The sequence below is a fragment of the Ensifer canadensis genome (assembly GCF_017488845.2).
Taxonomy (GTDB): Bacteria; Pseudomonadota; Alphaproteobacteria; order Rhizobiales; family Rhizobiaceae; genus Ensifer; species Ensifer canadensis.
This window is the reverse complement of record NZ_CP083370.1, coordinates 1111337-1124011: the sequence shown is the minus strand read 5'-3', so window position 1 is coordinate 1124011 and position 12675 is coordinate 1111337. Positions and strand designations below refer to the sequence as shown.

Below are 12675 nucleotides of genomic sequence, written 5' to 3'. Positions count from 1 at the left end.
TCCTGTCCCCTGTCGGGGAAACCTTATCTATCTGTTTTCAGCGAAAGGGTATTCCGGTCACTTCTGACCGGAATACTTTGCCTGGATTTCCTGTGCGACGTTCGACGGGACCGGCGAGTAATGATCGAAGGTCATCGTGTACTGGGCGCGGCCCTGAGACATCGAGCGCAGGTTGTCCACGTACTTGAACATGTTCGCCAACGGGACGTTCGCATTGATGACGACGGCAACACCGCGTGCTTCCTGGCCCTGGATCTGGCCACGGCGCGAGTTCAGGTCGCCGATAACGTCACCGACGTAATCTTCCGGCGTTACGACTTCGACCTTCATCATCGGCTCGAGGAGCTGAGCGCCGGCCTTCTTGGCTGCTTCACGGAAGCAGGCACGCGAAGCGATTTCGAACGCCAGAACCGACGAGTCGACGTCGTGGAAGGCACCGTCGATGAGCGTCGCCTTGACGCCCAGCATCGGGAAGCCAGCCAGCGGACCCGAAGACAGAACGCTTTCGATGCCCTTCTGGACGCCGGGGATGTATTCCTTCGGAACAGCACCGCCAACGATCTTGGACTCGAACTTGAAGTCTTCGCCATCCGGGTTCGGTTCGAAGACGATCTTGACGCGCGCGAACTGGCCGGTACCACCGGACTGCTTCTTGTGCGTGTAGTCTTCTTCGTGCTGACGCGTGATGGTTTCGCGGTAGGCAACCTGCGGCGCGCCGACGGTTGCTTCGACCTTGAATTCGCGACGCATGCGGTCAACCAGGATGTCGAGGTGGAGTTCACCCATGCCTGCGATGATCGTCTGGCCGGACTCTTCGTCGGTCTTGACGCGGAACGACGGGTCTTCTGCAGCCAGGCGGTTGAGCGCGAGGCCCATCTTTTCCTGGTCGCCCTTGGTCTTCGGCTCGATCGCGATCTGGATAACCGGCTCCGGGAATTCCATGCGCTCGAGGATAACCGGCTTCAGCGGGTCGCAGAGCGTATCGCCAGTGGTGGTTTCCTTGAGGCCAGCCAGAGCAACGATGTCGCCAGCAAAGGCTTCTTCGATGTCTTCACGGCTGTTGGAATGCATCTGAAGCATACGGCCGACGCGCTCGCGCTTTTCCTTGACCGTGTTCATGACCGACGTGCCCTTTTCGAGCTTGCCGGAGTAGATACGGGCGAAGGTGAGCGAACCGACGAAGGGGTCGTTCATGATCTTAAAGGCGAGCATCGAAAGCGGCTCGCTGTCGTCAGCGTGGCGCTCGGTCTCGGCTTCGGTCTTGACGTCGATGCCCTTGATCGCCGGGATGTCCATCGGCGACGGCAGGTAGTCGACAACGGCGTCGAGAAGCGGCTGAACGCCCTTGTTCTTGAACGCGGTGCCGCAGAACATCGGGTGGAACTTCACGTCGATGGTGCCGCGGCGAACGAGCGCACGGATCTGGTCGTTATCAGGCAGGTTGCCTTCGAGATACGCTTCAGTCGCAGCTTCATCGATCTCGACAACGGTCTCGATCAGAAGTTCGCGGTACTTCTGCGCTTCTGCCTTCATGTCATCAGGAATTTCGACGACGTCCCACTGGGCGCCGAGCGATTCGTCGCGCCAGATGAGAGCGTTCATCTCGATCAGGTCGATGACGCCCTTGAACTCGGTCTCAGCGCCGATCGGCAGCTGCATGACGACCGGGATCGCACCGAGGCGCGACTTGATCATCGAGACAGAGCGGTAGAAGTCAGCGCCGGTCTTGTCCATCTTGTTGCAGAAGATCATGCGCGGAACGTTGTACTTCTCAGCCTGACGCCAGACGGTTTCCGTCTGAGGCTCAACACCGGCGTTGGCGTCGAGCAGCGCGATGGCGCCGTCGAGAACGCGCAGCGAACGCTCGACTTCGATGGTGAAGTCAACGTGGCCGGGGGTGTCGATGATGTTGAAGCGGCGGGTCTTGCCATCACGACCCTTCCAGAAGGTCGTGGTCGCAGCAGACGTGATAGTGATGCCGCGTTCCTGCTCCTGCTCCATCCAGTCCATGGTAGCGGCGCCGTCGTGGACTTCGCCGATCTTATGGGACTTACCGGTGTAGTAGAGAATACGTTCGGTCGTCGTCGTCTTGCCGGCGTCGATGTGCGCCATAATACCGAAATTGCGGTAGTCTTCGATTTTGTATTCGCGAGCCATAGGGACTCCCTTTCGAAATTGGTCGTCGATTACCAGCGGTAGTGCGAGAATGCACGGTTGGCGTCGGCCATCTTGTGCGTGTCTTCGCGCTTCTTGACGGCGCTGCCACGGTTGTTCGCAGCGTCCATGAGTTCGCCGCAGAGGCGATCAACCATGGTCGTTTCGTTGCGCTTGCGGGCAGCAGCAATCAGCCAGCGGATGGCGAGCGCCTGACGGCGTTCCGGACGAACGTCGACGGGAACCTGGTAGGTTGCACCACCAACGCGGCGCGAACGGACTTCGACGTGCGGAGCGATGTTGTCGAGGGCCGAATGGAACACGGCGATCGGCTCCTGCTTCAGCTTGCCCTGAACGGCATCGAAGGCACCGTAAACGATGCTTTCAGCAACCGACTTCTTACCATGAAGCATGATGGCGTTCATGAACTTGGTGACAACCAGATCGCCGAACTTCGGATCCGGGTTGATCTCGCGCTTTTCTGCACTGTGACGACGTGACATACGTTTTGTCTCTCAACTGTTGACTGGCGCCTTAACACGCGGAGAACCTCGCGCAGCGCCGAATTCGTGAAACCCGAAATTACTTCGGACGCTTCGCACCATACTTGGAGCGGCGCTGCTTGCGGTTCTTGACACCCTGCGTATCGAGAACGCCACGGATGATGTGGTAACGGACACCCGGAAGGTCCTTTACGCGGCCGCCGCGGATCATGACAACCGAGTGTTCCTGAAGGTTGTGACCTTCACCCGGGATATAGCCGATGACCTCGAAACCGTTGGTCAGGCGAATCTTGGCAACCTTACGCAGAGCCGAGTTCGGCTTCTTCGGGGTCGTCGTGTAGACGCGGGTGCAAACACCACGCTTCTGCGGGTTTTCCTGCAGAGCAGGAACCTTGTTGCGCTTTACCTGTGCCTGACGCGGCTTGCGGATCAGCTGGTTTACGGTAGGCATGTAACCATCCCTTGCAAAATCTTGTCTCGTTACCCTTGCGGGCGGATCGTTGCCGTCTCCGGCGATACGGACACCTGTAAAATGCGCAAACGAGGACCGATCCGCTTTGTCGCGGATGGCCCTACAAAAAGCAGAGGACACAGCATTTCGCGCGTCATGCGTGCAGCATTTTTTGTAGTCAGCGTGCGTTTCGAACCTTGTTTGAGGCGAACTCCAGAACGCGACGTTCCGAACCAGCCAGCCTCACATGGGCTCCGATGCGGCGGGGTGTACTGATTTCAAGGCCGACAGTCAAGGGCAATTAACAAATATTCTCCCGCCAACAGACCCGCCATGCCCGGAAAACAAGGCTTTGGCGGGTGTCGGGGTGGGTCCTGGCGACCCTGTCTGCACTTGAACACAGACAGCTTCGAACAGGGTTAAGGAATCGGCAACCAGTTTGTGACGGTTTTCCACCGCCATGATTCTGCCGAGTCGCCAAAGCCTGTGGCCTCGCAGCTATTTCTTTCGCGCTGCACTGAAAAGGGCGCTAAAGTCGGCCGCGCACTCGAAAGGATATTCAATGAGCGTCACGCCTGACAACGACAATGCACCGGACGAGCCGATGGTCTTCATCATCATCGGCAAGGCCTATGAGACCGACGGAGACGACGAAGGCGTGGACATTCACGTGATGTTGCGCGCACCCGACGACGATACGGCCGTGCGCGAGGCGCTGAACGCGCTCGCCGAGGAAGGCTTCCTGGAGGCCGACCTCGATCAGATCGGCACACTGACAGACGTGCCGAACGAGGAGCCGCATGCCTCGGCCTACCAGGGCGCCCTCGAAGGCGAAGTTGCGATCATCCGTTTCAGCTGAGGCCGTCGACGCCCCAACGTCGCCTCCCCTTCCAGCCTACCACAATGAAAAAGCCGCCCGGATCGCTCCGGGCGGCTTTTCTGATTTGAGGAAACGAGGGCGAGAACGCCCTCCTCCCATTATTCGGCCGCTGCGTTTTCCTTCGCGAGATCGGCGAGCATCGGGGTGGCAACATCTGCGCCCGTACCCTTGCGACGCTCTTCGAGAATCATCTCGTCGCGCGCCGTCGCGATGCGGCGGATCTGCGTCATCGTTCCGCCGGTACCAGCCGGGATCAGACGGCCGACGATGACGTTTTCCTTCAGACCCTGCAGGCCGTCGACCTTGCCGGCGATCGCCGCTTCGGTCAGCACCTTGGTGGTTTCCTGGAACGACGCCGCCGAGATGAACGACGGTGTCTGCAGCGAGGCCTTGGTGATGCCGAGCAGGACCGGATCGCCGTATGCCGGCTTCTTGCCCTGTTCGATCAGGCCGTCGTTGACGTCTTCGAGCTCGATGCGATCGACATTGTCACCGACGATGTAGGTCGAGTCGCCGGCATCGGTGATTTCCACCTTCTGCAGCATCTGACGAACGATGACTTCGATGTGCTTGTCGTTGATCACAACGCCCTGCAGTCGGTAGACTTCCTGGATTTCGTTGACCAGGTAGGAAGCGAGTGCTTCCACTCCCTTGATCGCCAGGATGTCGTGCGGCGCCGGGTTGCCGTCGAGGATGTAGTCGCCCTTTTCGATGTAGTCGCCATCCTGAAGATGGAAGGGCTTGCCCTTCGGGATCAGGTATTCGACCGGCTCAACACCGTCTTCAGCAGGCTCGATCAGAACGCGACGCTTGTTCTTGTAGTCGCGGCCGAAGCGGATCGTACCATCGATCTCAGCGATGACGGCGTGATCCTTCGGACGACGTGCTTCGAACAGTTCGGCAACGCGCGGCAGACCACCGGTGATATCCTTGGTCTTGGCGCTTTCCAGCGGCGAACGTGCCAGCACGTCACCCTGGGAAACCTTCGTGCCCGGTTCAACCGAGAGAATGGCGTCAACCGAAAGCATGAAGCGGGCGTCACCACCACGCGACAGCTTCAGGACCGCGCCGTTCTTGTCCTTGATGACGATCGCCGGCTTCAGGTCGGTACCGCGCGGCGTCGAACGCCAATCGATAACCTGACGCTTGGTGATGCCGGTGGACTCGTCGGTCGCTTCGAGCACGGAGATGCCGTCGACGACGTCTTCGAAGTGAACGGTACCTTCCACTTCCGTCATCATCGGACGGGTGTAGGGGTCCCACTCGGCAAGACGCTGACCGCGCTTCACCTTGTCACCATCGTCGACGAAGATCTTCGAACCGTAGGCGACACGCTGCGAGGAGCGCTCGACACCACGTTCGTCGAGGATCTGGACGGCCATGTTACGACCCATGGCGACAAGGATGCCGTCAGAGTTGCGCAGCATGTTGCGGTTCTTGATCTGTACCGTGCCTTCGTAGGACGCTTCCAGGAACGACTGGTCGACCACGGTCGCCGTACCGCCCAAGTGGAAGGTACGCATGGTGAGCTGGGTGCCCGGTTCACCGATCGACTGTGCAGCGATAACGCCAACCGCTTCGCCCATGTTGACCGGCGTACCACGTGCCAGGTCGCGGCCGTAGCAGACGCCGCAAACGCCCGTCTGGATTTCGCAGGTCAGCGCCGAACGGATGCGGATCGACTGGATACCAGCCTTTTCGATCTCGATGACGTCGGGTTCCAGGATCATCCGGCCGGCGTCGACGAGACGAACGCCCGTGACCGGGTGATCGATGTCGTCCAGAGCCGTACGGCCAAGAATACGAGCGCCAAGCGAAGCCACAACCTGACCGGCATCGACGATCGCCGTCATGGTGAGGCCATTCTCGGTGCCGCAATCGACGGAGTTGACGATGCAATCCTGCGCCACGTCGACGAGACGACGCGTCAGGTAGCCCGAGTTCGCGGTCTTCAAGGCGGTGTCGGCCAGACCCTTACGGGCACCGTGGGTCGAGTTGAAGTACTCGTTAACGGTCAGACCTTCCTTGAAGTTCGAGATGATCGGCGTCTCGATGATTTCACCCGACGGCTTGGCCATCAGGCCGCGCATGCCGCCCAGCTGACGCATCTGGTTCGGAGAACCACGGGCGCCGGAGTGCGACATCATGTAGATCGAGTTCATCGGCTTCTGACGGCCGTTGTCGTCAAACTCCACAGCCTTAATGCGGGCCATCATTTCGTCGGCGACCTTCTCGGTAGCCTTGCCCCAGGCGTCAACGACCTTGTTGTACTTTTCGCCCTGGGTGATGAGGCCGTCATTATACTGCTGCTCGTATTCCTTCACGAGCGCTTCAGTATCGCCGACGATCTTCACCTTGGTGTCCGGAATGACCATGTCGTCCTTGCCGAACGAAATGCCGGCGCGGCAAGCATGGGCAAAGCCGAGCTGCATGATGCGGTCGCAGAAGATGACCGTGTCTTTCTGACCGCAGTGACGGTAGACCGTGTCGATCATCTTGGAGATGTTCTTCTTGGTCATTTCCTGGTTGCAGGTCTCGAACGGCACGTTGACGTTGCGCGGCAACAGTTCACCGATGATCATGCGGCCAGGCGTGGTTTCGTAGATCTTCGAAACCGGGTTGCCCTCGGCATCGACGGTCTTGAAACGGCCACGGATCTTGGCGTGCAGTGTCACGGACTTGGTTTCGAGCGCGTGATGCAGCTCGCCCATGTCAGAAAACGCCATGCCTTCGCCGGGCTCGTTCTGGTTCAGGATCGACAGATAGTAGAGACCCAGAACCATGTCCTGCGACGGAACGATGATCGGCGCGCCGTTAGCCGGGTGCAGAATGTTGTTCGTCGACATCATCAGCACGCGTGCTTCGAGCTGCGCTTCGAGCGACAGCGGCACGTGAACGGCCATCTGGTCGCCGTCGAAGTCGGCGTTGAAGGCCGTGCAGACGAGCGGGTGCAGCTGGATGGCCTTGCCTTCGACCAGGGTCGGTTCGAAGGCCTGGATGCCCAGGCGGTGCAGCGTCGGTGCGCGGTTCAACAGAACCGGATGCTCGCGGATGACCTCGTCCAGGATATCCCAGACTTCCGGCTTTTCCTTTTCGACGAGCTTCTTGGCCTGCTTGACGGTCGAGGAATAACCCTTGGCGTCGAGGCGAGCGTAGATGAACGGCTTGAACAGCTCGAGCGCCATCTTCTTCGGAAGACCGCACTGGTGCAGCTTCAGCTCCGGACCGGTCACGATAACCGAGCGGCCGGAGTAGTCGACGCGCTTGCCGAGCAGGTTCTGACGGAAGCGGCCCTGCTTGCCCTTGAGCATGTCGGACAGCGACTTCAGCGGACGCTTGTTGGCGCCGGTGATGACGCGACCGCGACGGCCGTTGTCGAACAGCGCGTCCACAGATTCCTGCAGCATGCGCTTTTCGTTGCGGATGATGATGCCTGGAGCGCGCAGTTCGATCAGACGCTTCAGACGGTTGTTACGGTTGATCACGCGGCGATAGAGATCGTTCAGATCCGACGTCGCGAAACGGCCGCCGTCGAGCGGCACGAGCGGGCGCAGGTCCGGCGGGATCACCGGAACGACCTTCATGATCATCCATTCCGGGCGATTGCCGGAATCCATGAAGTTCTCGACGATCTTCAACCGCTTCATCAGCTTCTTCTGCTTCAGATCCGAGGTGGTCTCGGCCAGATCCGAACGCAGATCGCCAGCGATCTTCTCGAGGTTCATCGAAGCGAGCATTTCATAGATCGCTTCAGCACCGATCATCGCGGTGAACTGATCTTCGCCGAACTCGTCGACGGCGAGCATGTAGTCTTCTTCGCTGAGGAGCTGGTTTTCCTTCAGCGACGTCAGACCGGGCTCGGTGACGATGTAGTTCTCGAAGTAGAGAACGCGCTCGACATCCTTCAGCGTCATGTCGAGCAGCGTCGAAATGCGGCTCGGCAGCGACTTCAGGAACCAGATGTGGGCAACGGGAGCGGCGAGCTCAATATGGCCCATGCGCTCACGGCGAACGCGCGACAGCGTAACTTCAACGCCGCACTTTTCGCAGATGATGCCCTTGTACTTCATGCGCTTGTACTTGCCGCACAGGCATTCGTAATCCTTGATCGGACCGAAGATACGAGCGCAGAAGAGACCGTCACGTTCCGGCTTGAACGTACGATAGTTGATCGTCTCCGGCTTCTTGATCTCACCGTAAGACCAGGAAAGAATCTTCTCCGGCGAGGCGATCGAAATCCGGATGGAATCGAAAGTCTGTGCAGGCACCTGCGGATTGAAAAGATTCATGACCTCTTGGTTCATGCCTGTCTCCTTTACGGGCTTAACGCCCTGAGCTTGGCGAGAGTGCCGACAAATCCCGGGCGCCGGCCCCTCTGCCCCATAAACAGCTAAAACCGCATTTGATGCGGCCCCGTTCCTCTCGCTTGCCAATGAAGCCTTGCGGAGGAAGCGGTGCGCGCCGCGACGCGGCACGCACCTTGATGTTTCTTATTCGGCTGCGTCAGGCAGCTGCGCTGCACCGAGTTCGTCGACCTTGGTGTTCTCGAGTTCGACCGAGAGGCCCAGCGAGCGCATTTCCTTGACGAGAACGTTGAAGCTCTCGGGAATGCCCGCTTCGAAGGTATCGTCGCCACGGACGATCGCTTCGTAGACCTTCGTACGACCGGCCACGTCGTCCGACTTCACCGTCAGCATTTCCTGCAGGGTGTAGGCGGCGCCGTAGGCTTCGAGCGCCCAGACTTCCATTTCCCCGAAGCGCTGACCGCCGAACTGCGCCTTGCCGCCCAGCGGCTGCTGGGTGACGAGCGAGTAAGGACCGATCGAACGGGCGTGGATCTTGTCGTCGACAAGGTGGTTCAGCTTCAGCATGTAGATGTAGCCGACGGTCACCTGGCGGTCGAATTGATCGCCGGTACGGCCATCATAAAGCGTCGACTGACCGGTTACCTTCAGGCCCGCCTGCTCCAGCATCTCGTTGACGTCAGCTTCGACAGCACCGTCGAAGACCGGCGTCGCGATCGAAACGCCACGACGGGTCTGCTCGGCAAGCCGTACGATCGACTCGTCGTCGTACTGCTTGATCGGCTCACCCTTCGGGCCCGACCCGATGACGCTGTCGATGGTGTCGCGCAGCGGCTGGATATCGGCACCTGCCTTGTAGGCATCGAGCATCGCGCCGATCTTCTTGCCCATGCCGGCGCAAGCCCAGCCAAGATGGGTTTCGAGGATCTGGCCGACGTTCATGCGCGAAGGCACGCCGAGCGGGTTCAGAACGACGTCGACGTGCGTACCATCTTCCAGGAACGGCATGTCTTCGATCGGCACGATACGCGACACGACACCCTTGTTGCCGTGACGGCCGGCCATCTTGTCGCCCGGCTGGATCTTGCGCTTAACAGCGACGAAGACCTTGACCATCTTCATGACGCCCGGAGGCATTTCGTCGCCGCGCTGGACCTTTTCGACCTTGTCCATGAAGCGCTGTTCAAGGCGCGACTTGGATTCGTCGTACTGGGCGCGAAGCGCTTCGATCTCGCCCTGAGCCTTCTCGTCTTCGATGGCAAACATCCACCACTGCGAGCGGGGATATTCGCTGACGACGAGGTTGGACAGCTCAGTGCCCTTCTTGAAGCCCTTCGGACCTGCAACCGCGGTGTGACCGCGCAGCATGTCGACGAGACGTGCGTAGACGTTACGATCGAGGATCGCCTGTTCGTCGTCGCGGTCCTTGGCCAGTCGTTCGATTTCCTCGCGCTCGATCGCCATCGCGCGCTCGTCCTTCTCAACGCCGTGGCGATTGAAGACGCGAACTTCGACGACGGTGCCGAACGTGCCCGGGGGCATGCGCATGGACGTGTCGCGCACGTCGGAAGCCTTTTCACCGAAGATGGCGCGCAGAAGCTTTTCTTCCGGCGTCATCGGGCTTTCGCCCTTCGGCGTGATCTTGCCGACCAGGATATCGCCCGGCTGAACCTCAGCACCGATGTAGACGATGCCGGCTTCGTCGAGATTACGCAGCGCTTCTTCCGAAACGTTCGGAATGTCGCGGGTAATTTCTTCCGGACCCAGCTTGGTGTCACGCGCCATCACTTCGAATTCTTCGATGTGGATGGAGGTGAACACGTCGTCACGCACGATGCGCTCGGACAACAGGATCGAGTCTTCGTAGTTGTAGCCGTTCCACGGCATGAACGCGACGAGCGCGTTGCGGCCGAGTGCCAGATCGCCGAGATCGGTCGACGGACCATCAGCAATGATGTCGCCCTTGTTCAGAACGTCACCGACGGTGACCAGCGGGCGCTGGTTGACGCAGGTGTTCTGGTTCGAACGCTGGAACTTCTGCAGACGGTAGATATCGACGCCCGACTTCGACGGATCGAGGTCTTCGGTGGCGCGGATAACGATACGGGTCGCATCGACCTGGTCGACGACACCGCCACGACGGGCTGCAATGGCAGCGCCGGAGTCGCGGGCAACGACCGGTTCCATGCCGGTACCGACGAACGGAGCTTCGGCGCGCAGCAGAGGCACGGCCTGACGCTGCATGTTCGAGCCCATCAGTGCGCGGTTGGCGTCGTCGTTCTCCAGGAACGGGATGAGCGCCGCGGCGACCGAAACGAGCTGCTTCGGCGAAACGTCCATCAGGTTGATGTTGTCACGCGGTGCCAGCATAACTTCGCCGGCATGACGGCAAACGACGAACTCTTCCGAGAACGCACCATCGCTATCGAGAACCGAGTTTGCCTGGGCGACGTGGTACTTCGCTTCTTCCATTGCGGAGAGATAAACGACGTCGTTCGTCACCTTGCCGTCAACGATCTTACGGTACGGGCTTTCGATGAAGCCGTACTTGTTGACGCGGGCAAAGGTTGCAAGCGAGTTGATCAGACCGATGTTCGGGCCTTCCGGCGTTTCAATCGGGCAGATACGGCCGTAGTGCGTCGGGTGAACGTCACGGACTTCGAAGCCTGCGCGCTCGCGGGTCAGACCACCCGGGCCAAGTGCCGAAAGACGGCGCTTGTGGGTGATTTCCGAAAGCGGGTTCACCTGGTCCATGAACTGCGACAGCTGCGAGGAGCCGAAGAATTCGCGGACGGCGGCGGCAGCCGGCTTGGCGTTGATCAGGTCCTGCGGCATGACGGTATCGATTTCGATCGACGACATGCGTTCCTTGATCGCGCGCTCCATGCGCAACAGACCAAGGCGGTACTGGTTTTCCATCAGTTCGCCGACAGAACGAACACGGCGGTTGCCGAGGTTGTCAATGTCGTCGATTTCGCCCTTGCCGTCACGCAGCTCGACCAGCATCTTGACGACAGCCAGGATGTCTTCCTTGCGCAGGATACGAACGGTATCAGCCACTTCAAGGTCGAGACGCATGTTCATCTTCACGCGACCGACGGCCGAGAGGTCGTAACGCTCGGCATCGAAGAACAACGTGTTGAACATGGCTTCCGCAGAATCCATGGTCGGCGGTTCGCCCGGACGCATTACGCGGTAGATATCGAACAGAGCATCCTGACGGTTCTCGTTCTTGTCTACGGTCAGCGTGTTGCGGATGTAGGCGCCGACATTGATATGGTCGATGTCGAGAACCGGGATTTCGTCGAAGCCGGCCGACAGGATGACGGGAAGCGTCTTCTCGTCGATCTCGTCGCCTGCTTCGAGGTAGATTTCACCGGTCGAGAAGTTGACGATGTCTTCGGCAAGGTAGTTGCCATAGAGGTCGTCATCGGTCGCTTTCAGGGCCTTGAGACCCTTGTCCTGCAACTGGCGCAGCAGGCGCGGCGTCAGCTTCTTGCCAGCTTCGACAACCACTTCGCCGGTATCGGCGTCGACCATCTCGGTGATCGCCTTCTGGCCCTTCAGCGCATCCGGCTGGAACGGCACGCGCCAGCCAGCGCCGTCGCGCTGGTAGAGCGACTTCGTGTAGAAGGTGTCGAGGATCTCCTCGCCGTCCATGCCGAGCGCCATCAAAAGCGAAGACACGGGGATCTTGCGGCGGCGGTCGATACGGGCGTGGACGATATCCTTGGCATCGAACTCGATGTCGAGCCAGGAACCGCGATACGGGATCACGCGGGCAGCGAAGAGCAGCTTGCCGGAAGAGTGGCTCTTGCCCTTGTCATGGTCGAAGAACACGCCCGGAGAGCGGTGCATCTGCGAAACGATAACGCGCTCGGTGCCATTGACGATGAAGGTACCGTTGTCGGTCATGAGCGGCATATCGCCCATGTAGACGTTCTGTTCCTTGATGTCCTTGATCGACTTCGCGCCGGTATCCTCGTCAATATCGAACACGATCAGGCGCAGGGTCACCTTGAGCGGTGCTGCGTAGGTCAGATCGCGCTGACGGCATTCTTCGACGTCGAACTTCGGCTGTTCGAATTCGTAGGACACGAACTCGAGCATCGAAGCGCCGGAGAAATCCTTGATCGGGAAAACCGATTTGAAAACGGCTTGAAGGCCCTCATCAGGGCGTCCGCCCTTGGGCTCTTCAACCATAAGAAACTGGTCGTAGGATGCCTTCTGAACCTCGATGAGGTTCGGCATTTCTGCGACTTCTGGAATTTTACCAAAAAACTTGCGTACGCGCCTGCGACCGTTAAACGAAAGGGTCTGAGCCATCGTCGCTCCTTGTCAATCTTGCATCCGGGCCTGCAACGGACGGGAACCGATGGCCAG

6 protein-coding genes are annotated in these 12675 nt (G+C 59.6%); 1 reads left to right on the top strand and 5 read right to left on the bottom strand.

Translation table 11 applies throughout. The annotated features are described in order from the left end of the window. Window positions 1-57: 57 nt before the first annotated feature. The 3 genes from fusA to rpsL form a co-directional block, all read right to left on the bottom strand. Window positions 58-2157 (bottom strand): elongation factor G, encoded by a 2100-nt coding sequence (gene fusA, locus J3R84_RS05435; RefSeq protein ID WP_025426663.1) that lies wholly within the window; start codon window positions 2155-2157, stop codon window positions 58-60. A gap of 29 nt (window positions 2158-2186) precedes the next feature. Next, window positions 2187-2657 (bottom strand): 30S ribosomal protein S7, encoded by a 471-nt coding sequence (gene rpsG / locus J3R84_RS05430; RefSeq protein WP_025426662.1) that lies wholly within the window; start codon window positions 2655-2657, stop codon window positions 2187-2189. A 79-nt stretch (window positions 2658-2736) separates the two neighbouring features. Continuing rightward, window positions 2737-3108 (bottom strand): 30S ribosomal protein S12, encoded by a 372-nt coding sequence (rpsL, locus tag J3R84_RS05425; RefSeq protein WP_003507760.1) that lies wholly within the window; start codon window positions 3106-3108, stop codon window positions 2737-2739. Window positions 3109-3670: 562 nt separating this feature from the next. Here rpsL and J3R84_RS05420 point away from each other — a divergent pair. Further along, window positions 3671-3967, top strand: coding sequence for a hypothetical protein (locus tag J3R84_RS05420; RefSeq protein ID WP_025426661.1), 297 nt, complete (start codon window positions 3671-3673; stop codon window positions 3965-3967). Window positions 3968-4086: 119 nt separating this feature from the next. Here the strand turns inward: J3R84_RS05420 and rpoC are convergent, their stop codons facing one another. Both rpoC and rpoB read right to left on the bottom strand, forming a co-directional pair. Further along, on the bottom strand, window positions 4087-8292 hold the full coding sequence (gene rpoC / locus J3R84_RS05415) for a DNA-directed RNA polymerase subunit beta' (protein ID WP_025426660.1): 4206 nt from the start codon (window positions 8290-8292) through the stop codon (window positions 4087-4089). Window positions 8293-8478: 186 nt separating this feature from the next. Next, window positions 8479-12618: a DNA-directed RNA polymerase subunit beta gene (gene rpoB / locus J3R84_RS05410; protein WP_025426659.1), complete on the bottom strand. Its 4140-nt coding sequence runs from the start codon at window positions 12616-12618 to the stop codon at window positions 8479-8481. Window positions 12619-12675 lie beyond the last annotated feature (57 nt).

Coding starts and splice junctions, on each gene's coding strand:
- fusA (WP_025426663.1), bottom strand. CDS start 2,157: ATGGCTCGCGAATACAAAATCGAAGACTACCGCAATTTCGGTATTATG.
- rpsG (WP_025426662.1), bottom strand. CDS start 2,657: ATGTCACGTCGTCACAGTGCAGAAAAGCGCGAGATCAACCCGGATCCG.
- rpsL (WP_003507760.1), bottom strand. CDS start 3,108: ATGCCTACCGTAAACCAGCTGATCCGCAAGCCGCGTCAGGCACAGGTA.
- J3R84_RS05420 (WP_025426661.1), top strand. CDS start 3,671: ATGAGCGTCACGCCTGACAACGACAATGCACCGGACGAGCCGATGGTC.
- rpoC (WP_025426660.1), bottom strand. CDS start 8,292: ATGAACCAAGAGGTCATGAATCTTTTCAATCCGCAGGTGCCTGCACAG.
- rpoB (WP_025426659.1), bottom strand. CDS start 12,618: ATGGCTCAGACCCTTTCGTTTAACGGTCGCAGGCGCGTACGCAAGTTT.